Annotated in this window: 15 protein-coding genes; 4 read left to right on the forward strand and 11 right to left on the reverse strand. The window is 47.9% G+C overall.

The window, feature by feature from the left end; genetic code table 11:
* Window positions 1–5 precede the first annotated feature (5 nt).
* The 3 genes from ACKTT9_RS26765 to ACKTT9_RS26775 are packed head-to-tail and all read right to left on the reverse strand — an operon-like array spanning window position 6 to window position 2,542.
* A complete protein-coding gene (locus ACKTT9_RS26765; protein ID WP_407868294.1) occupies window positions 6–962 on the reverse strand; it encodes a metal ABC transporter substrate-binding protein in 957 nt (318 codons plus the stop codon).
* 39 nt (window positions 963–1,001) lie between these two features.
* Complete coding sequence (locus ACKTT9_RS26770; RefSeq protein WP_407868295.1) at window positions 1,002–1,889, reverse strand: metal ABC transporter permease; 888 nt, start codon at window positions 1,887–1,889, stop codon at window positions 1,002–1,004.
* Window positions 1,835–2,542, reverse strand: a complete 708-nt coding sequence (locus ACKTT9_RS26775; protein ID WP_407868296.1) for a metal ABC transporter ATP-binding protein — start codon at window positions 2,540–2,542, stop codon at window positions 1,835–1,837. Before ACKTT9_RS26775 ends, ACKTT9_RS26770 begins: the two co-directional genes overlap by 55 nt.
* Window positions 2,543–2,832: 290 nt before the next feature.
* Here ACKTT9_RS26775 and ACKTT9_RS26780 point away from each other — a divergent pair, with 290 nt between their 5' ends.
* From ACKTT9_RS26780 to ACKTT9_RS26795, 4 genes are all read left to right on the forward strand, one after another.
* On the forward strand, window positions 2,833–3,852 hold the full coding sequence (locus tag ACKTT9_RS26780) for a CobW family GTP-binding protein (protein ID WP_407868297.1): 1,020 nt from the start codon (window positions 2,833–2,835) through the stop codon (window positions 3,850–3,852).
* 19 nt (window positions 3,853–3,871) lie between these two features.
* Complete coding sequence (locus ACKTT9_RS26785; protein ID WP_407868298.1) at window positions 3,872–4,885, forward strand: permease; 1,014 nt, start codon at window positions 3,872–3,874, stop codon at window positions 4,883–4,885.
* A 25-nt stretch (window positions 4,886–4,910) separates the two neighbouring features.
* Complete coding sequence (locus ACKTT9_RS26790) at window positions 4,911–5,930, forward strand: TIGR03943 family putative permease subunit (RefSeq protein WP_407868299.1); 1,020 nt, start codon at window positions 4,911–4,913, stop codon at window positions 5,928–5,930.
* 534 nt (window positions 5,931–6,464) lie between these two features.
* Window positions 6,465–7,490, forward strand: coding sequence for an ABC transporter substrate-binding protein (locus tag ACKTT9_RS26795; protein WP_407868300.1), 1,026 nt, complete (start codon window positions 6,465–6,467; stop codon window positions 7,488–7,490).
* A 237-nt stretch (window positions 7,491–7,727) separates the two neighbouring features.
* Here ACKTT9_RS26795 and ACKTT9_RS26800 read toward each other — a convergent pair whose 3' ends face one another.
* From ACKTT9_RS26800 to ACKTT9_RS26835, 8 genes are all read right to left on the reverse strand, one after another.
* Window positions 7,728–9,113, reverse strand: coding sequence for a sulfatase-like hydrolase/transferase (locus tag ACKTT9_RS26800; RefSeq protein WP_407868301.1), 1,386 nt, complete (start codon window positions 9,111–9,113; stop codon window positions 7,728–7,730).
* Window positions 9,114–9,160: 47 nt separating this feature from the next.
* Window positions 9,161–10,108 (reverse strand): ABC transporter permease, encoded by a 948-nt coding sequence (locus ACKTT9_RS26805; protein ID WP_407868302.1) that lies wholly within the window; start codon window positions 10,106–10,108, stop codon window positions 9,161–9,163.
* Window positions 10,105–12,384, reverse strand: coding sequence for a helix-turn-helix domain-containing protein (locus ACKTT9_RS26810; protein WP_407868303.1), 2,280 nt, complete (start codon window positions 12,382–12,384; stop codon window positions 10,105–10,107). Before ACKTT9_RS26810 ends, ACKTT9_RS26805 begins: the two co-directional genes overlap by 4 nt.
* Window positions 12,385–12,444: 60 nt before the next feature.
* Window positions 12,445–14,025, reverse strand: coding sequence for a hypothetical protein (locus ACKTT9_RS26815; protein ID WP_407868304.1), 1,581 nt, complete (start codon window positions 14,023–14,025; stop codon window positions 12,445–12,447).
* Window positions 14,026–14,091: 66 nt separating this feature from the next.
* Complete coding sequence (locus ACKTT9_RS26820; protein ID WP_407868305.1) at window positions 14,092–14,949, reverse strand: carbohydrate ABC transporter permease; 858 nt, start codon at window positions 14,947–14,949, stop codon at window positions 14,092–14,094.
* A 305-nt stretch (window positions 14,950–15,254) separates the two neighbouring features.
* Window positions 15,255–17,453 (reverse strand): glycoside hydrolase family 105 protein, encoded by a 2,199-nt coding sequence (locus tag ACKTT9_RS26825; RefSeq protein ID WP_407868306.1) that lies wholly within the window; start codon window positions 17,451–17,453, stop codon window positions 15,255–15,257.
* Window positions 17,454–17,464: 11 nt separating this feature from the next.
* Window positions 17,465–18,733, reverse strand: a complete 1,269-nt coding sequence (locus ACKTT9_RS26830; RefSeq protein WP_407868307.1) for an FG-GAP-like repeat-containing protein — start codon at window positions 18,731–18,733, stop codon at window positions 17,465–17,467.
* Between the two features lie 128 nt (window positions 18,734–18,861).
* Window positions 18,862–21,204: an AraC family transcriptional regulator gene (locus tag ACKTT9_RS26835; protein ID WP_407868308.1), complete on the reverse strand. Its 2,343-nt coding sequence runs from the start codon at window positions 21,202–21,204 to the stop codon at window positions 18,862–18,864.
* Window positions 21,205–21,393: the final 189 nt, after the last annotated feature.

A 21,393-nucleotide genomic window follows, 5' to 3' on the forward strand; every position in this document is an offset into this window, starting at 1 on the left:
CATTCCTATTCATTCAAAGCTTTCTTGAGTGCTTCCAGGTTTTTGGTCATAATCGCGATGTAATCCAGATTTTGCTTCTTATCTTCGTCCGTCAAGCCCTCTAATGGATTCAGCACATCCGTTTTGGCATTGATTTCTTTGGAAATCGTCTGGGCTACTTTCGGATCGACCAATGTTTCAAAGAAAATCGTTTTGACTTGATTTTGTTTGGCAAAATCGATGATCTCGGCCATTTTAGCCGGTGATGGCTCTTCTTCCGGCGAGAGTCCTGCGATTGGCACCTGTGTCAATCCATATTCTTTGGCCAAATAACCGAATGCGGCGTGCTGTGTCACGAAATCTTTCTGTTTCACATTGTTGAGACCCGTACGGAAGGATTCATCTAAGGCTTTGAGCTTCGCGATATAAGCATCGGCATTCCTCCGATAGTCCTCTTTGTGCGCAGGATCCGCTTGGGTCAACCCAACCACAATGGACTCCACTTCTTTTTGAGCGAGGGCAGGGCTTAGCCACACATGCGGATCAAGGATTTTACCGTCAGCAGACTCCTTGTGTTCGTCCTTGTGTTCATCTTTGTGCCCCTCTTCTTCTTCCGGCAGCCCTTCCATCAACGCGATGCCTCGGCTGGCTTCCACAACAACCCGCTTCGAATTGCCTGCACTCGCAAGCGCCTGTTCGGCCCAACCTTCAACGATCCCATTGAACACGAACACATCGGCATCGCTCACTTTCTTCATATCTTTGGCGCTCGGCTCCCAATCATGCGGCTCTGTACCAGCGGGTATTAAAGCGATAACGTCTGCATGCTCCCCAGCTACTTGCTTGGTAAATTCATACATCGGATAAAAGGTGGTGACGACGTTAAGTTTCCCGGTGCCCGAGGACTGGGCTGCGCAGCCTGATAAAATGAGTGTTGATAACGTAGTGAATACGAGTGATTTTGCCATCCATGAATTTTTCATTGTCGTTAATTCCTCCAAATAGATGTGAAATGATAAGCATCAAGCAGACTCCTGTGAAGATGGAAGCAGAGCGCTGAATGCCGCTTGTTCGGCTTGAAGATTTTTTCGGCTACTGGCTTTGCTGAATTTTACAATCAACTTTTTGATGCTTAAGCCAGTAATTAAAACGATTAATAAAAGAATCGCAATGGTTCCGCCAGGCGGTGTGCTTAATTCATAGGAAGCTGTAAGGCCTGAAAAAACACCGACCAAACCAATCCCCTTGGCGATAAAAAGGGACGAAACAAAGCTGGGCGCAATCCGGATTGCTAATGCCGCTGGAAGTATAATAAGCGCGGATACGAGGAGCACGCCGACAATCGGCATGGCAGCGGCCACGATCATGCCCGTCAAAACACTAAAGCCAAGGGAAATCCACCTCACCGGCAATCCATTCGTTTTCGCTGTATCTTCATCGAACGTAATTTGATACAACGGTCGGCGAAATACGAAGAAGAAAAGACCGCCTATGATAGCAACAAGGAACATGAGCAGCAGCTCTACTTCATTGACGGCAACGACGGAACCGAATAAATAGGCGGAAAAGCCCTTATTTACACTTGGATTAAGGCTCATGATGATGACAGCGGAAGACAAGCCGCCAACCATGATGATGGCAACTGAAATCTCACTATAGGATTTATAGGACCTTCTCACGTATTCAACAGCGATTGCCCCCAAAGTTGCCACAACAAATCCGGATAACGTAGGGTTGATATGCAAGTAAGCACCTCCCGCTACGCCCGCCAAAGAGACATGCGAGAGCATATCCGCCATGAGCGCTTGTCTTCGAAGCATTAGATACACTCCGAGAATGGAACCTATGATCGCGATTAACCCACCGGCACAAAATGCCCGCTGCATGAAGTCGTAGTGCAGCATTTCCATCCGCCGTCCTCCTTTCTTTCCAGTTCAATGATTCGATTGAGATAAGGGGCTGCTTCTTCAAGATTATGCGTCACCATAATGACTGTGCGTCCGTGAACTTTGACTTGATGATGCATAAGCTGATAGAACCCGCATCGGCTATCTTGATCCATTCCTGTCGTAGGCTCATCTAGCACAAGCAAATCCGGCTCCTGAGCGAGAGCTCTGGCGATGCAGATCCGCTGCTTCTGTCCGCCGGAGAGTTCCCCTATTTTACGCTTCCGCAAATCCCACATGCCCACCTGCCTCAGCGCAATCTCTGTCAAGCGGTCATCTTCTTTCAACAGCTTCCTGAACCAGGAGCCGCTCGCGTATCTGCCTGAACGGACAAACTCCAGGATTGTGCTTGGGAATCCGCTATTAAACGCCGAGATTTGCTGGGATACATAGCCCACTCTCAGCCTCCTGCCCTCTTCATTCGCTGATGACAGGAATACTCTCCCCTTCCATGGCTCAAGCAAGCCCAACATGAGCTTAAGCAAGGTTGACTTCGCTGCGCCATTGGGACCCGTAACCGCAACAAACTCACCGGATTGAATCTCAACATTCGCATCTTGTATACAGGGAATATCGTTATATCCGAACTCCACCGCTTTCAAAGAAGCCACTAACATACGTGCAATCCTCCTTACATGTAAAAATTACGAATAAACATTAATAAAAAAAAATGAACCTGCTTATATATGTAATAGTAATAACAACCGAATTACTAAATCGTAATAATTACTATTACATCGACAAATATAGCCTGTTAAAAAGACGTTGTCAACACCAAAATCAACAGATACCTATTTTCTTGCCCTTTCATTTTCTTTCATTTTAAAAGCTTATCTTGCAGCCATCCCTTATTTGTACTACAATCTAATTCGTAAACATTACATTTAAAAGAGAAGGGAATCTCCTTATGAATAAAGTACCCGTGATCATACTGAGTGGATTTCTAGGCAGCGGCAAGACAACGCTACTTCTTCGCATGCTCCGAGAAGCTGCCGCCTATCACCTCATGCCAGCAGTTCTAATGAATGAATTGGGGAAACAGGATGTCGATGGGCATTTGCTGTTGGACATTTCTCCACACCTTCCTCTGGCGAAACTGCTGGATGGCTGCATTTGCTGCACCAAAAAAAGCGATATCCAAGATTCGCTCAAACAACTAGTAGCACGTAAGCCGGATGTCATTCTCATCGAGTTAACCGGTGTCGCTAACCCCGAAGAAATCGTCGATGCTTTAACAGAACCTGCCCTGCTGCCTCATGTAAAACTTCACTCGACCATCACGGTTCTTGACGCCGAGCATGTGCTAGATTACAACAGTATTTTTGCTTCAGATCGCGAGCTCGTTCATACGCTTAGAAGACAGATCGAAGTTGCCGACCTTCTTCTACTGAACAAAATCGATCTCATTTCAGACAAACAGCTGAAGTCTATCGAGAAAACGGTTCGCAAATTCAACAGTCAAGCCTTGTTGCTGCCTACGACATTCAGTCAACTGGATTTAGACAAGCTTTTCGGCAGCCTCCCATCCAGACAATCGCAACCCCGGGCCACACCTACTTTGAGTAAAAGTATAAACATGCGCGTAGTCAAAGCTGTACAAGAACCGCGGACAGCTTCCAAGCACACTGCTTCTTTCTCACGTGTTCAAACACTCGCCATTTCAATTGGACATGATGTTGTGGTCACTCAAAGTCTTGTGGAATATTACTTGGGAAAATGGGGAAAATCGCTGCTTCGCGCCAAAGGTTATTTACGAATTGGCACCAAACGCGAAGCTTTCCTGCTGCAATTTGCAGGCAAACGTACGACTTGGCAACCTGCTGCCTATCAAGAAGCTCCTTATCTGGTTCTCATAGGGCTTGATTTGGACGTGCAATTGCTCGAAGAAGATTGGAAAAAACGGCTGAATGACTCTCAAACGAGATAACAGGAAGGAGCCTTTTTTAATGCCGAACACCGTATTTCGCGTGAGTATGCACCTCATGACCGCCCTCATCTTCCTCCTTCTCGTCCTCATCTTTTGGAACAAAAATGTATCGCTGCCCGTAATCCTGCAAACGGAGTCTATGCAAGCATTTAAAACTATTTTTATAAGTATCCTGTTAGAGGCCCTCCCTTTCATATTGGTAGGTGTATTGCTTTCATCGCTGCTTCAAACCTTTGTATCCGAACAAACAATTCGTCGCTTTATTCCAAAGAACCCTATCCTCGGCATTTTGTTTGCCTGCTTGCTAGGTATCCTTTTCCCCATGTGCGAATGCGGTATGATTCCTGTCGTACGAAGGCTTATTCTCAAAGGAATGCCTGTTTACATAGCCGTTGTTTTCATCCTGACCGGTCCGATTATTAACCCAATTGTGTTTGCAGCCACCTTCATGGCCTTCCGAAATCACCCTGCTATGGCCTATTCCCGCATAGGACTAGCTTTTGCCGCCGCTGTAATCATCGGCCTCATCCTCTATCGATTTGTCAAAAGCAATCCACTGCGCAACAGCCGCGCTAACTTCTCAAATCAAGCTGATTGGGAAGGCCATTCGCATCAAGGGGGAGGCTTCGTAAGCAAAATAAACACCTTTTTCGTGCATGCCTCTGATGAATTTTTCGAAATGGGCAAATATTTGATCTTCGGTTCCCTGCTTACGGCTCTGATTCAAATCTTTATGCAGCGCGAAAGCCTCCTTGCCATAGGTCAGGGTCCGATCAGTTCCCATGTGTTTATGATGGGATTTGCCTACATACTTTCGCTATGCTCGACCTCGGATGCCTTCGTCGCTTCCTCTTTTCAGACTTCGTTTACGTCCGGATCTCTACTAACCTTCATGGTATTTGGGCCCATGTTGGATTTCAAAAGCACGCTCATGCTGCTTTCCATTTTTAAATCTAAATTTGTGCTCCTGCTTTCGATTTTGATTGTCATTACGGTTCTCAGCTGCTCGCTGCTCGCCCAGCACTTCTTATAAAATTGGCTTCCGAGGAGGAATAAAATTGAGTCAAGCTCGTATCATCAGTTTTCATTATTTCTTACGCACAGCAATTTTGTTGGGATTCTCTAGCTATATTGTAGTCCTTTCCAGATCGGATGCCCTTACGTATTACATTGCGCCGCGCATGATGATCTATGTGAAAATGGCTTCTGTTGTCCTGTATATCATTGCTTGTTTTCAAGGCTACATGGCCTTACGTGCCTACTGGGGAAAGCCTGTCACCTGTGAATGCGAACAGCCCGTTTCCCGCTCCGTTGTACGGAATACGCTGGCGTACGGGCTTTTGATAATACCGTTGTTCATCGGTTTTGGGCTGCCGGATACGGCATTGAGCAGTACGATGGTCGCTGCCAAAGGGATGAATCTCTCCGCTTCTAAATCGACTCTTACGTCGACAACGGCGGCACCGACGACAGGGACTACGATTACAGGGACAACAACATCGAAAGCAACGACAGATACAGCGACAGATACAGCGACAACAGCGACGGATCCAGCCCCTGCAGCGGCTCCCTCCATGCCAAGCACGGAGATGCCGGCTCCCGCAAACACGGATGCGGACTTGCAGAAATTATTTCAAGCGGATAAGGAGTGGGACGAAGACTTTTCCAAAATCGGCATGATCCTTTATAAAAAGGATACCATCGTCGTGAAACCGGAAATTTATATGGAGATCCTCTCCTCGATCGACTTATTCAAAAACAATTTTATCGGTAAAAAAATTGAGCTCACCGGCTTCGTTTATCGGGAAGACAATATGACCAGCAACCAGTTTGTCGTTGGCCGTTTTGCGGTTAGCTGTTGTTCCGCGGATGCGACTCCTTACGGCGTTATGATTGACTTCCCCACTGCGGCGACTTACCCCAAAGACATGTGGGTCAAGGTCACGGGAACTGTTCAAAATGGCAGCTACAATGGCAATGATATTTTCATCATTAAGGCCACGCAAATTGATAAGATCCCAGCGCCCAGCTCGCCGTATGTTTATCCCAATTTTGAACCGCTCAAGGAGCTTCAATGATTGAACTTGCTCTGCCCGTACAAGGAGCTTCATTGAGCGATCTTGCCCTGCCCATCGAGGAACTTCAATGAGCAATCTTGCCCTGCCCGGTTTTTAGGAGAACTCCAGTCCCTTATTTAACCCAAAATCACGATTCTGCGAATTGGTGGAGAACTACAGGGTCTTATTTCGCCCCAATCCCCCAAATTTCCGCCCGCAACGGCGAAATAGTGAACCACAGTTCCCTTGGCAGAACCAAATGGACAGTTTTGAGCAAAATAGCGCCCTCAAGTTCCCTTCCCCTGCTGATTATCCGGCACAACTCCGCACTGGCAAGCGATACTTATCCACTACGATCAACTTCCCAACGCTCGCTAATCATCGGCGCGCATTGGGAAGTCGGCGTATGACGGCGGTCAGTCCCACTCCACGCTTGATCCCCATGCCAAATTCACCAATTATACCTTGACAATCTGCCCCATAATGAATAGAATTAGACACGAAAATGATAATCATTCTCATAATAATCATCTTCATCAGGGGGTACAGAGATCAATGTTACGAAGAAATGTCCAGATGTTCCGCAATTTCAGGAGTATGGCGCTAATCCTTATCACAGCATGTGTGCTCATTGTGGCAGGTTGCGGTCAACAAGCACCAACATCCCAGACGACAGATAAGGCAGCAGCAAGCAATTCGCCTGCACCTTCACCGTCAGCACAACCGAGCAGCTCTGCAGAATACACCGTAAAACATGCCATGGGTGAAACGAAAATACCGGGAACACCTAAGAAGGTCGTGGTTCTGACGAACGAAGGAACAGAGGCCGTTTTAAGCCTAGGTATCAAACCTGTCGGCGCTGTAAAATCTTTTACAAGTACGGGTGACTGGTATGAGCATATTAAGGCTGACATGCAAGGTGTTACAGTCGTAGGAGACGAGAATCAGCCCAATTTGGAACTGATTGCTTCCCTGAAACCGGATCTCATCATCGGTAATAAATTGCGTCAAGAGAAGGTCTATCAGCAACTGTCCGCAATCGCGCCAACTGTATTTTCCGAAAAGCTTATGGGCGATTGGCAAATTAACTATCGTGTGTACGCGGAAGCTTTGAACAAAAAGGCTGAAGGCGATAAAATCATCGGTGATTTCGAGAATCGCATTACGGCTTTCAAACAAAAAGCTGGAGACAAACTCAACACCAAAGTATCCATCGTTCGCTTCATGCCGGGTAAAGTTCGGATTTATATGAAAGATACATTCTCTGGCGTTGTCTTGAAAAAGCTTGGTTTCCAGCGTCCAGCACCGCAGGATCAAGAAAAATTTGCAGATGATGTGCAAAAAGAACGAATTCCGGATATGAACGGCGACGTGCTTTTCTATTTCACCTATGAGAATGATAAAGGCGAAGGCAGCAAAATTGAGCAGGAGTGGCTAAACGACCCTCTATGGAAAAATTTAGATGTAGTTAAAAAAGGCAATGTGCAACAAGTTAGCGACGCCATTTGGAATACAGCCGGCGGCATTAAAGCGGCTAACTTACTGCTTGATGACCTGGAAAAGTATTTTCTTAAAAAGTAGGAAATGAAAAAAGAAGCCGGATCACAGATCCAAGCTTCTTTTTTTGTTGCGTTTGATGTGGCAGTAGAATTTAACCATGCTGCAGGCAATACTTCATACAATTTTCTATTCCAATTTGGATATCATTTTTCTAAGCGAACATTATCCGGTAAACAGGTTTTCTTTCTTTTCCGCTTTTCACGCAATAAAAACTAGTATTCCCCGAATTCAATTAAATATACATGAAGAAATCTTTTTTTATAGCGGCACCCTTACTTCCGCAACCGAGATTCTTCTCTGCTCCAGCTTTCTAGCTATGGCAGGGCGTATCACAGGCTCCTCTTCACCTGCTTCAACGATGCGGGCAAGAAGTCGCTCTCTCAGTTCAGCCGTAATGGCGGCGTAGCTTTCCACGCCGATGAGATTGCTCAACTCATGCGGATCCGCATGAAGATCGTATAAGAACTGCTCCTCATACACATCCGATGCCGCATCATTCCAAGCATTTTTGTCTGGCGCATGGACGCTGTATTTCCACCGATTCGTCCGTATTGCCCGACCTACTTCGGATTCACTGATTTGCAAAAACACTTCCTTCGGCCAATCCACACTTTTCTTTTGCGCCAAAGGCAAGATGGAACGCCCCTGCATACTTTCCGGTACAGGAATACCAGCTGCGTCTAGCAGGGTAGCCGGCAGATCCAGCAAGCTAACCAGCTCCTGAATTCTACCTCCTGCCTGAAAGCCTGGCCCTATCAAAGCCGTTGGAACTCGAATCGAGCTATCATGGCAGGAACGCTTGTATTCAGAATTACGCGTTTTGAAATGACAACCATGATCGGATGTAAACAACACGATCGTATTATCTAGCAATTGCAGGCTTCGCAATGCATCAATCAGGCGGCCAAGCGCTTCATCCAACCGCTTGACCATCCCGTAGTAACCGCCTAAGTGCTGATGGGCAGTTCCACCGAGAGCAGCGAGATCCGGCGGTATCCAACGTCCGCTATATTGATCCTCATACCCGATTGGAGCCGGATAATTGTCCAGATGATTTTGGTGATGAGGCTCGATATAGGACACGAATAGGAAGAAAGGATCTTCCGTCTTCTCCTGACGGTTCCGTTTCTGCTCCTTATGTACAAATTGAATCGCGGCATCCGTTAAAGCATCCGCTCGGTACCCCGGCAGGTTAACGGGTTCGTTATCATTATTGTACATGACCGTATCGTACGCATCGGAGGAAAATTCCAACACATTAGAGGCTAGCCAATGCTCATAGCCACCCCTTTGTTCCTCAGGTACAGGTTCTGTGCCAGCCAAATGCCATTTGCCAATATACCCCGTATGGTATCCTGAATCACGGAAATAATGGGCTAATGTCTTGCTTTCAGCAGGCAGCGGAATCCCGTTGCGGTAACAGCCTGTAGACGTTGCATACTTGCCGGTTTGCAGGCAAGATCGAGCGGGGCCACATACCGGTTGGCATGTGATCGAATGATACACATGCGTACCTTCGACCGCCATTCGGTCGAAATTCGGGGTAAGCCCCAGTGGATTGCCATGCACCCCTGTGGTATCCCATCTTTGTTGATCGGTAAAAAATACGATAACGTTCGGACGTACGGCTCCCTTTTCTCCCATAACATCACGCCTCCTTCATCTGATCCCTAACTATATTCTCTTGCAATCTACCATAATCCTTGATCGCTGAATAGGCGCGCCAGCCAGTTGGTAAACAGCAGCAGCAGCAAACCGGCCAAGGACTGAAATAATCCTGCGGCAGTCGCAATCGAAAACCGCCCCAAACTGAGCCCGACACGATAGACATACGTATCCAAAATATCCGCAACATGAAGCACAACATCGTTAGATAAAATAAAGACCTGATCGAATCCTGCGGATAAAATTTGCCCTGTTCGGAGGATCAGCATAATCACGATCGTCCCTGATATCGCCGGAAGCGTCACGTGGCTGATTAACCGGAAGCGATTGGCGCCATCCATGCGTGCCGCTTCATACATTTCCGGATTAATTCCTGCAATCGCCGCCAAATAAATGACCGTCCCCCAGCCCACTTCCTTCCAAATATGCGAGACGACGAGTAATGAGCGGAACGACTGAGGCTGCATCAACGGGGAACTGCTGAACCCTAACCACGAGATCAAGCCTGTTCCCGGCGATAGAATAGCGAACAAGATGCCTCCCAGAACAATCCACGATAAAAAGTGCGGGAAATACAAAATGCTCTGAATGATCCTTTTGAATCTACGATGGATGACCTCATTCAGCAAAATGGCAAGAGCAATTGGCGCAGGAAAACCGAAAATCAGCTTATAAAAACTTATGAGTAACGTATTGTAGAGCGCATTCCAGAAATCCCCTGTTGACCAAAGAATACGGAACCACTTTAGCCCCACCCAAGGGCTTCCAATTACCCCCTGCGTTAGCTTATAGTCTTTAAAAGCAATAATAACGCCGCCCATCGGGATATACTTGAATACAATAAAATAAATAAGGCCCGGCAGCAGCAATGCATAATAATATCTATACTTCAGCAGCTTGCGAATAAAAGAGCTGGATGGCGCTGCTTTTGTACCTAAAACAGAAGGCTTTGGATGGCTCGCTTGACTGCTCATAAGGCACCTCCTTTTTCTAACTGAAGCTTGCGGTATTCACCCGGGGTAATTTTTTCCCATTTTTTGAAAAATCGGATGAAGCTCTGCACATCGTGGTAACCGATCTGACCACAAATTTCCTGCAACGAGTATTGGCAATTGCCTACGAATAGCAGCTCCTTGCTTTTATCAATACGCAGTCGGGTCAAGTAATCAAGCGGTGCTTTCCCGGTCTCCGCACGAAACATTCGGCTTAAGTAGCTGGAGCTGACACCGACATGATCGGCAATATCCGCGATGGATTCGATCCGATCGTAATAGGTCTGCATATAGTCAATTGCCTTGCTGATGTAGGCATTGCTCATCTTATTATCCTGGAACTGTTCAAGCAAGTTCATGATGTCGGTGATATAGCCATAGAACAGCTCCTTTACTTGACCAATATGTTCGCATTCACTAACGGATTGGAACCGTAAATGGACCTTATCCAGCGAATAACCATCCTCATACAGCTCTTGCACAATCGCGCCCATCATCAAGGTGATGGTGTCTTGCACTTCATCTCGGGTATAGGATTTGCCGACCATATAACGGTCGAACAATTCATCGAGAGACAACTTGGCTGACTCTCTATCTACCGACTTAAGCCGACGCAGCAGCTCCTTCTGAATAGCCAGTGGATAACTCCATTTTCTGGAATCCGCTGTATCTTCGAAAAAAACACAATCGGTTTGGTAGGTCCAAGCCGTATTGTGCAGCGCACGTTTGGCCTCGTGGTACGACTTGTTCAAACTGTTCATTGACGAGTAAAGGCCCCCTAGGGCAATCTGCAGAGTAATGCCGAATTCCTCCTGCCCGATCCGGTTCGCCGCCTGACAGCAGGCATCCAATTCCAGTTTTAGCTGGGTCATGTAAGTAGCAACAGGGGCATTCAAAATAAACCCAAACTGATGGTTTTCAAGGATTGTGCCTACAACAAACAGGCGCCTCCTCAATTCTTTCTCGATGGTGCTGAACAGCAGCAAGCGGATTTCGTTGTAGTCTTCCTGGTCCTCCAATAGCTGCATGTCTGCTCGGACAATGATGGCAGCGTAATAAGAATGGGGGAATACAATGCCAAGATGCTGAAGTCGATTCGCCATCACCGAGGTTTCGAACACCCGATTGGTTAAAATGTCATAGATCAACCGGAACCGGATGATCGGTTTACTCTGCTCCAGGGTTTGTTTGATGTAGCGGTTTTCTGAAACGAGCTCCCGGATCGCCTCGGCGACCAGCTGGCTTTCATCCTTTTTCACCATGTTCCCCGGGTGCCCCACCTGTTGTTCGACATAGTCCCTTACCATGTTCTTCCATGGTCTGGTAAATCGAATGCTATAGAGGCATGCAAGCGCTATGCTGATCAAAATAATGACTGCCGCCACCTGAGTTGCAGCATGCACCTTACTTTTCCAGGCAGCTTGGTAAACCGAGTAGGGGATGCGTTCTGCAACCATCCATGGGGTCGTATCAGACCTTGCATAGCTGAGGAAATAGGTCTCGTCTTCCCCCTGTACTTGCACCATCCCTGAGGAATCGGTCAGTGAATGTCCCGCCTTCAAAGATTGTAAAGACTTCGTAAGTGCTTTGCTTCTGGCACTATTTTCTGAAAGAATGGTATAACTTTCGCTGTCCATGATCATCATTTTGCTGCTATCCACATTCGCATAACGAAACAAGGCATCGAAGAACGCTTGACGCTTCACATTCAGAATGAGTTCCCCAAGAGGTTCTTTGGCGGTCAAAGGTACTAGCCTGTGAAAGGTAAGCAGATCAACCGGCTCCGAAGGTGATGTATCCTTCAGACTGCGCATCTGATAACCTTTGCTGCTGCCGGCTTCAAAGTTTGTCGTAATGATTTGCTTATCAAAAAATTGATCCAGGGCATAGATGCCTTCATTCGTCGTGAGAATCCGGTTGTTCAGACGAAAATACAAATAGATGGAATATAAGAGATTGTTGGAATTCACTTCGTCTTTCAACTGATTCTTTAATGCTCCATATTGCAAAATGGAAAAAGGATATGGATTCGTTAACGCCTCATTGACTCCTGGCTTAAGAGAAACTTGCAGGGACAGCTGCTCGATATTCTCGATCAATGATTCGGCATGCTTCATCATGCCCGAGATTTCGTTCTGAGACGAACGCGCAAGCTCGGATTTGATATCGTGGGATACAATCATCAGATACGACGAACCGACCGCCAAAATGAGGATCACTATGATAGTCATATAGGATACGAATATTTTATTAAACATAGACTGTCCCCTCTCTTTTTCAAGCATGATTCGATTCGTCGTCCTGTGTTTACATGCCGATTATTTCGCTTTTTTCCATTCCGCATTAACTTGCTTCTCTATTTCTTGCCCGCCTTCTTGGTAATACCGTTTGACTAGTTCATCCCATTTATCGACGGACCAGGCACCGGTGACAATTTTGGCGAAGTATTCATCCCATAGCTTTTTGATATCCGGGTAGTCGTTCATGGCCTGCACGCTCTTCCAGAACTCGTTGTGAACCAGATTCTGAGGGTCATTGGAAATGGTCATCGCCGCTGTCGCTTCGTCCGTTAACCAACGGCGGTCTACGACTTGCAGGAAGCGAATCGGATTCGAATACCCTTTCTTATAAAGCTCGGAATAATTCGGCACAAGCAGCTTAATTTTATTTTTGTCTTTATCGAATTGATAATCCTCGTTCTCGATCCCGTAAGTGACCAGATCAAAGCCTGGACCTGCTGACCAGTTAATCAACTCCATCAGCTTCTCCGGATTTTTGGCTTTGGCCGAAATCGCCCGAATGTCGCTATAGGCCGGCGAATTCTCGGCAGCTCCTTTTTTCCCGCTTGCGCCGGCAGGAGGTGCAAGGAAGGAAAGTTTCGCTGTCGCAACGGTCTTTTTCAAAGCGCTATAGTTGGCACCTGTAGGATCAGCATCAAACGCCGTTCCTTCGAAAATGCCCGCTTTGGAGTTAATGATCTTTTCGTTCATTTGCTTCGCTTCCATAATAGGGAACTCCGGATCGATAATGCCTTCTTTGTACCAGCTTTGTAATAAAGCAAGCGCTTGCTTCGTTTCCGGTAGGACCATTCCCTGCTTCAATTGCCCGTCACGCTCTTGCCAGAACGTCGGAACGACACCGAAAGCGCCAAACACTGTGCTGAAATAATTCCCATTGGCTCCGGCTCCGAGAAGCTTGTTAGTCGTTATGCCAAATGTATCCTTTTTTCCATTCCCATCCGGATCATTAAACGTGAACGCCTTGAGCACATCATGAAGCTCATCCAACGTGGTCGGCGTTTTCAGCTTGACTGCATCGAGCCAATCCTGACGTATGAGCAGCCCATTCACGTTAGGTCCATTGAAGGTCTCCGGGCGGTAACCAGGCGGCAAACCGTACAACTTGCCTTTGTACTTGAGAATGTCCAAATCCTCAGGCTTCAGAAACTTCGTAACATTAGGCGCATTTTTTAACAAATCGTCCAATGGCAGAATCAAGCCTTCATCCGTCAACCGATTCAGTGTCAGGAGATCCGGCACACTAAAGTAATCCGGCAGGTCCCCGGAAGAAGCAAGCAAGTTCAGCTTGGTCTTGTACTCATCCCCGGAAGCCATGGAAATGTTGTAATCAATCCCTTTGATTCCCGCTTGATCCAGCGCTGCCAACACCTTTTGCTTCGCTGGCCCGCCATCTGCCGGGTATTCAGGTGCTTGGAAGTTGCGGAAAATCTTGAATGTAACCTTGGCAGAGTCCCCGCCGGAAGCATTGTTTGGCTGAGCTGCTGCGCTAGGCGCGCTTGTCGACCCACTGTTCTCGGACGCCGGGCTACTGCTGCACGCGGCCGTAAGGCTAGCTGCTATAGTTAAGATAAGAACCGTCTTATATGTATGAAATGCCATGGAATTGTCCCCTCCTGTACAATCTATTCAATTTACTCAACAATAATATTAAATCCGAAGCTTATCTTAAGCTTTAACCGAACCGATCAAGGTCCCCTGTACGAAGTACTTTTGTAAAAACGGATAAACAATAAGGATCGGAAGCACCGCCATAATCGTCGTTGCTGCGATGACCGATTCCGTTGAGGAACCTGTGCTTTCCCCCGTCATTTGGGCGATGGTCTGCCCGTTGATAATATCCCGGAGAAGAACGGGAAGTACGTACTTGCTTTTGTCATTCAGATAAAAGAGCGCCTGCAAATAGTTGTTCCAATACCCAACCGCCTCCCATAAGGCAATTGTTGCGAGCACCGGTTTCGAGAGAGGGAGAATAACGCTGCCAAAAATACGAATGGCATGAGCCCCATCCATGGTTGCCGATTCATCCAATTCCCGGGGGAGCGTCCGAAAGAAGCTCATCATAACGATGACGTTATACGCCGATATCGCCGTCGGCAGAATCAACGACCATAAAGAGTTGATAAGTCCAACGCTTTTTACCAGTAAATAGGTAGGGATAATTCCACCGCTAAACAACATCGTGAACAAAATAAGCAGAACGAACCATTTTTTACCGGGCAAGTCTTGTTTAATGAGGGGAAATGCCGTTGCTGCCGTCAGAAATACACCGATGAATGTTCCAACCACTGTAATAAATAAACTGTTGCCATACGCAAGCCATAAATACCGGGAATGCAAGATGTTGACGTAAGCATCCGTAGTAAAATCTCTTGGCCACAGAAATAGGCCGCCTTTCATCGCCTCCTCCATACCGCTGAAGGACACGGCCGCTTCCCGCCACATCGGGTAGAGAGTGGCCAGGGTTAACGCAACTAAAAAAATGATGTTGAGAATTGAAAATAGGTTGCCTCCTTTTGAACTCATCTGCTAGCTCTCCTCCGTCAAACGCTATTGTCACTCGGCTAATTCCGACTAATTTAATTATGTATAAAATGCGTGTATGAATATATATTTAGTTTTTGTACTAATGATTAAAATTTGAATTAATTGTCCGAAAAGCTTGTCCTATCAAGGTTTTATTAAAAAGAAAAAAATCAGCACACCGTTCTCGACTGTAAAATAAATGAAATGAGCAAGCGAGAAATTAAAATTAATCTTACTATTTAACTCGGAATAATTCAATGAAAAAACAATAAACCGGCACAACCCAAAGGGTCATGCCGGTTATTTTAGTGGCTGCAAGCCGATAGATGCTTTCGCAGCTTAATCGTTTCTATCCCCGCCAAAAGCACAATGCCGATGCCATGCGTATCGTTCAGCAGCCATGACAGCTGGTCTTTATAGTACAGCTTATTGAACGAATACCCCGAGCCTCGGCATACGCCGTAAACATTTCCGTTTTTGTCAATCGCATAACGCGTCAAACCTTCCCAGCCTCGCAGCACAGCCTGCACATAAGGAGCCGCCTCTTCCAACCAGCCGAAACGAACACCTCTGGCGAATGCGTAGATGAACATCGATGTACAGGAAGCCTCCGCATACGATTCAGGATCCGTCAGCACTTGATGCCACAAACCAAGCTGCCCCTGCAAGCGGCTGTAACCTTCGCACAGTTCACGGAAAAAGGCCAATAACTCCGGGCGGTCCGAGTGATCGTCAGGCATGACGGCCAACAGCTCCGTTAACGAAAACAGCACCCAACCATTGCCTCGTCCCCACGGCACGCTATTTCCTTTGCCAAATTTAAAATCGAACACATGATGCATGATGCCTTGCTCAGGGATGAACATCAGCTTTTTATACCGTAAAAACTGATTCGCCGCATCATCCAGATAAGCTGCATCACCTGTAAGCTCGTAATACTTGCAGAGAAACGGCGTGCTCATATATAAATCGTCACACCAAACTGTATCCTTCATGAAATCGGTTGTCCCCCGCGTTCGATACAACGTCCCGTCTTCCAGCCGGCTTTGTTCCCGCGTAATGTAAAATGCAATGCGTTCGGCTGCCGCCTCTGCGCCATCCAACGCCCGCAGTTTGTTTGCCTCCAGCATCGCTGCACCGAAGGAACCGCAATCATCCAGGCTGTCGATCAGCGTCAGCTGGTGATTCACGCCAGGTGAACCGTATTGCGCCTGGTCCCAACTGCTGTAAGCGAACATGGAGGTGCACTGTTCTATATGATCGGCCGCATAGTTCATATAATGCGGGTCGCCTAACTCCTGACCTGTTCGCAAGATGCCATAAAGCGTCACGCCAAGCGGATAGTTCCATTTGCCGTAAATGGCATTTTCCAGATAAGGCCGTACCCAAGCTCCAGGCAAGTCGGCACGCCAGAATGTGCGCTCTCCTTCTGAACCAATCGGTGCATGCATGCGAGTCATTGCAGCCCAATCCGGAGCATTTTCAGCTAAGAAAGGCCCTGCGTACAACCAACCATCCGTCAGCCCTTCCACCGGATACGGCGGGATTCGCTTCACAAGAGCGGCTTCTTCCCCACTCACGCCAACAAGTTCCAGACTTATTCCCCAAATCGGACCCTCGCAGACCGAGCAGGCAACGAGATCATGTACACCAAACGGGATCGAAAGTGTCATCTCGAACAGGCCAGCCGATGGGCGCTCATTCCTCTCAAATACGGGAGTGCCATTCAAATAAACGGTCAGAGCACCTTGATACTCACCTGTAAACCTGACCTGTTGCACGCCCGGGTTTCTGTTTTCCAGCTTCGTCCACGCATAGGCGAGCTGCCCCAGCTTTTGGCCGTAGATGCGGCTGAAGCATCCGCAGCTCCGCTCCTGTGGTGTCCATGCCATTCGCGGAAGCCACTCCTCTTGGCCTTGCTCGTCCCCAGCACCCGGCATGGCTTCCCATGCCACTGATTGCGGGCGGCTGTATACCCAACCTTCTTGACCGTCCCGGTCTGCCAATGGAGCAAGCATGTGCATCGGGAAGCCCTTAATGCTTCCTGTTCCGAACTTTCCGCCACAGCCGGTTGCGGTTGCCACGAATTCCAAGACGATGTGATTCCAGCCCTTGCCAAGTTTGGCACGGAAAAAGCTGCTCCGATCTGGAAACACATCTTCATTCAAGTTCGAGGCGAATTGCAACGTTCCGTTCACGATAACCCGTACAGGACAATAGCAGCTGATACTGAATGGATGGTCGATTTCCCCATCACTCCACAATTTCCCCCATACATAGACGAATTGTCCATGCTCCAGCTCCGGCCATCTCTGTGCAAGGTCCATCTCATAACGGTAATCCGCACTGCGTCGGAAGCCTTCCGTCGAATAGATTCGATAAACCGGCGGATGCTTAGGGTTAGCACCGATGAATCTTCCAGCGACAGCCGCCAGTATATGTTCGTCCGACTTCGCTTTACCAGCGATCGATTCGTTTGGTTGAAAATAGGGATTCATATTCATGTCTGCCTCCATTAAATCGGGATCTCGCCGCCAGGGTACAGCGTGGAGCTGGATAACCGTTTCGGTTGCGGCAGCGGAACACCGGAAGGCTTCTGAGTCACATCATAGGGCTCACTCGCATAAATAGCCATCGTCTCATTATTAAAGATAATGACCTGTTCGGTCCCACTGCCGAACAAATCGGCATGTACCGCATAACCTTCGAGCGGAAACGAAACGACCGCGTTCATGTCGCCGTCATATAAGGTCGGAAAGACGCCTCCACCACGTCGATAAGCTAAAATGTAATCCGCTGCGCCTTTCTCCCAGCCGCGTAGAGGTTCAATAATGGTTAGCCAACCGTCGGTTTGGCGATCTTCCTTCCAGATCTCCCGCCCCTCGCTATCCAAAAGAAATAGCGCATCTTTTCCTTTCAGGCCCTTGCCGTCATCCTCGCGCACGAGACGATCGAGGCCTGCGATCTGAAGTCCCGGCATATCGCTGCGGAACCGGCCGAGCGCAATATGCTGCGACTCAATCGAGCCTTCGTAACGCCACAACTCTTGGCCGTGGCGATCATACATGACCGTGACACTGCCGCCGATCACAAGCTCCGGCTCTCCGTCTCCGTTCACATCGCCAACCCAAATACAGTCGGCGTGATCGTCCAAATCCCGGCAGCTCCACAAGAGCTGGCCATCGTGGTCAAGCAGGTCATAACCGGCCATAACCTCATCGAGCCCGTCGCCGTCGAAATCATAAACCCAAGGGAAATGCCCTGGGTTTCCTTCGTGCTTCCACAGGAGATTAAACTCGCGATCGAGCGCCCACAGGGTATGGTAGCGGTCTTTCAGGATGATATCTCCTGCTATATTACCGCCTGTCAAATTAGCTACGATAATGCAATCATGCGCATGCTCGCCCGGCAAATCGTGTGATGCTTTGACCTGCCCATTCTGACCGTCCAAGATCACAAATCGATCGTCCATGACACACAAAACCTCTAAACGTCCGTCCCCATCAATATCAGCAATTTGCGCCGGATAATCCGATCCTTGGCTTCCCGCTCCGGGATCCGGCTTACCGGTTTGCCAAAGCAAGTTCCCCTCCAAGTCGAACGCGGTCAAGCATTGCACCTGATGGGGAATATACCTCACATCCTGACGGTTGTCAGGATGCACCATAAGAACCTCCATCCTGCCGTCCCCGTTCAGATCGCCGAGCAGCATTTTACAGCGGGGACCCGCTGCTTGAATATTTATTTTCCCAATGAGATGCGGTTCCTTCAATGTTTGTTGCATGCCATATCCCTCCCCTTCATACCTTCATTGTAAAAATGATAACTCTTCCCTACAATGAGACTTTCTTGTCGGGGCTGCCCAGGCAGTTTGCACTTTTTTGTTCCGTTGAAACATTCTTGTTCAAGAGGTTATGTGCTCCGGCTGAGTTCCCGATAACGGGTCGGCGTCATGCCTTCGAGCTTTTTAAAAATACGGTTAAAATAACTGTGCTGATAGCCGACCTGATCGGCCACATCGCAGATCTTGATTTCCGACTCGCGCAGCAGTTCTTTGGCTTTCTCCATGCGCAGTTCGGTTAAATAATCAATAAAATTTTTCCCGGTCACCTGTTTAAACGTTTTGCTGAGGAAAAACGGGTTGACGCCGGTATAATCCGCACAATTGTCGAGCGAAATGTCATTCCTATAATTTTGCTGCAAATAAATCATCACTTGCTCGATCATACGTTTGACCTGAGCATCAGAGCGCTCCGTCAGCTCCTTCTGGAACGGGTCAAGGACCTTCTCCTGGAACCACGCCAGGATTCTCCGCGGCTCTCTGATTTGAGAAAGCTGCTCGTACAAATTCGCCCCTTTGAACAACCGGTTCGGATTAATGCCCGAAACCATAATGGCATGCTGTACGCTGCCGAGTAAATGCAGCATGCCCTGCTGCACGTCGATTTCCTTTGCTCCTTTGCCGGATAGCGCATCAAGGAACGAGGCCAGCATGTCATGCGCCTCCTCTTCCCGGCCGGTACGCAGCGCCTGAATCAGCTCCCGCTCCAGCGCAAACGGGTACTCAGGCTCCGAAACCTCATCGCCATCGAGATGATTCTTCTCCAAATCGATAATTTGATTCACATTTTCAAAATTACGATAGCTGACCGCCTGTTTCGTTCTGTCAAAGGCAAGCGGAACATCCGAAATAAGCGACACCGGACGACTGATCGCGATAGTGACATGCATTTTCAGAATGCGATTAATGTACTGCGTCAACTCTTCACTAAATATTTCAAAAGCTTCCACAACAGATTGATTTTCCGGTGTAAAAAGCAGCAATCCTGCCGTAAGGTCATGGAAATTGATTGTATCGCTTTGTTCAAAATGTTGAGCGGCCAGCTCTTTGATCATGTTGACAGCCGCAAACGTCACAAGCCCCTCGTCGCCATGGCGGAACGTTCCATCCAGATTTGTCATGCCGACTAACTGGACATACAGCACAGTAAAATGACGATGCCTCACATCCCACTTAAACCGCTCCATGCGGCGAAGCAGGTCTTCTTCGGAGTAATCGTTCAGGTAACCCTGCAGCAGCTGGTGCAAAAAACTGTCTTTCACATGCGGCAGCTGCTCCTTAAGCTTGGTATTCAGTTCAAGACTCTCCGTGTGCAAGTCTCGCCACTGCTTTTCGATTACGGTGAACTCGTCTTCCCGACCGGCCCAATTCGCATGACTACCCAGTAGTGTAACGAGACGTTTGACCGGCAAATAAATGCTCCGCGAAGCCAGCCATGAAAGCAGAGCCGCGAGCAGCAAAGCGATCAAACTTACGGTGATGATCAGCTTGGAAATAAACACCACCGGTGAAATAATGTTAGTTATTGGAGAGGCGGATACGTAAGTCCAATCGTCGGCAATTCGGGATAAGCTGCCATAGGAAACCGTATAAGTCTTCCCTTTGTAATCTAAAAAGAAAGAGCCTTTCGGTGCGCCTGAGGATGCGATTTTTTCCCGCAAAGCCGTGACAAACGGTGAATTGGAAGCGCTTCCGGTAGATGAGACATAAAGCTCGCCTGAATTTTGCAAGACGAAGGTTTCACCTTCATCGTAAGGCGTCATTGTTTTTAACATGTTCGCGATTTTCTCGTTATCAAATCGAAACACTAACACGCCAAAAGGATGCAAGCTTCCCCCAGGAATATGGTGAATGAGCGTTAGATCCTTCGTATCCGGATGCGTCGTATCAAAGGACCACTGCGTCCAATAGGTCACATTTTTGCCTTGAATCAGCTTATCGTACATGCCCGATGTCGTCTTGTTATCCAGCACGGTATATTCAGGGTTGAAAAGCACGGAGCTCGAACCGCCGACATACAGTTCGGCCTTTTTAACCAGCGCATTGGAGCCCTGCATCGCGATGAGCGTTCTCGTTATATCCTGCGTTCTTTCGAAGTTTCTCACGAAATCAAAGCCGTTCAAGCTGTAGTCGAATTTATTGTCAAATGCCCAATGGGAGAGAAGCAGCTCCAGATTGCTCAATTGATCGTCAATGTTCTGGGAACGCTGCTCGATTTGCCCGTAATGCAACTGCAGCAGCTCGCTTTCTACTCGCCCGCCGGCTATCCCATACACCAGCGCACCCATAATGAGCCCCGGAATGCCGGAGACGATAAAAATCATGATCAGGCTTTTTCTAAAAAAGCGGCCTTTGCCGCCGTCCGTCCGGCCCTGCCTGTTGCCGAATCTTGCTTTAACGGTGCTTAAGAGCATGTTTTCACCAACCCATTCTTAAGTTTAGCTTCAAGCGAAGGACACTATAACCTTGAGCATAGTACGGAAAGTTGGCGAGGAGAAGTTAATTTTCAGTGTATTTTCCCTACTTTTCCGACTTTTTACAGCGGTGCTTAGCCGCTATATGCCCAACCGCTACAAGTAAGGGAACTCTATTCCCTTATTTTG

The sequence above is a fragment of the Paenibacillus sp. P36 genome (assembly GCF_045866505.1).
Lineage (GTDB): Bacteria > Bacillota > Bacilli > Paenibacillales > NBRC-103111 > Paenibacillus_E > Paenibacillus_E chondroitinus.

What these genes read in the sequence shown, in the direction of transcription:
- ACKTT9_RS26830 (WP_407868307.1), bottom strand. Translation starts at nt 18,733, where the DNA reads ATGCAACAAACATTGAAGGAACCGCATCTCATTGGGAAAATAAATATT.
- ACKTT9_RS26835 (WP_407868308.1), bottom strand. Translation starts at nt 21,204, where the DNA reads ATGCTCTTAAGCACCGTTAAAGCAAGATTCGGCAACAGGCAGGGCCGG.
- ACKTT9_RS26805 (WP_407868302.1), bottom strand. Translation starts at nt 10,108, where the DNA reads ATGAGCAGTCAAGCGAGCCATCCAAAGCCTTCTGTTTTAGGTACAAAA.
- ACKTT9_RS26800 (WP_407868301.1), bottom strand. Translation starts at nt 9,113, where the DNA reads ATGGGAGAAAAGGGAGCCGTACGTCCGAACGTTATCGTATTTTTTACC.
- ACKTT9_RS26785 (WP_407868298.1), top strand. Translation starts at nt 3,872, where the DNA reads ATGCCGAACACCGTATTTCGCGTGAGTATGCACCTCATGACCGCCCTC.
- ACKTT9_RS26825 (WP_407868306.1), bottom strand. Translation starts at nt 17,453, where the DNA reads ATGAATATGAATCCCTATTTTCAACCAAACGAATCGATCGCTGGTAAA.
- ACKTT9_RS26820 (WP_407868305.1), bottom strand. Translation starts at nt 14,949, where the DNA reads ATGAGTTCAAAAGGAGGCAACCTATTTTCAATTCTCAACATCATTTTT.
- ACKTT9_RS26810 (WP_407868303.1), bottom strand. Translation starts at nt 12,384, where the DNA reads ATGTTTAATAAAATATTCGTATCCTATATGACTATCATAGTGATCCTC.
- ACKTT9_RS26765 (WP_407868294.1), bottom strand. Translation starts at nt 962, where the DNA reads ATGAAAAATTCATGGATGGCAAAATCACTCGTATTCACTACGTTATCA.
- ACKTT9_RS26780 (WP_407868297.1), top strand. Translation starts at nt 2,833, where the DNA reads ATGAATAAAGTACCCGTGATCATACTGAGTGGATTTCTAGGCAGCGGC.
- ACKTT9_RS26795 (WP_407868300.1), top strand. Translation starts at nt 6,465, where the DNA reads ATGTTACGAAGAAATGTCCAGATGTTCCGCAATTTCAGGAGTATGGCG.
- ACKTT9_RS26775 (WP_407868296.1), bottom strand. Translation starts at nt 2,542, where the DNA reads ATGTTAGTGGCTTCTTTGAAAGCGGTGGAGTTCGGATATAACGATATT.
- ACKTT9_RS26770 (WP_407868295.1), bottom strand. Translation starts at nt 1,889, where the DNA reads ATGGAAATGCTGCACTACGACTTCATGCAGCGGGCATTTTGTGCCGGT.
- ACKTT9_RS26815 (WP_407868304.1), bottom strand. Translation starts at nt 14,025, where the DNA reads ATGGCATTTCATACATATAAGACGGTTCTTATCTTAACTATAGCAGCT.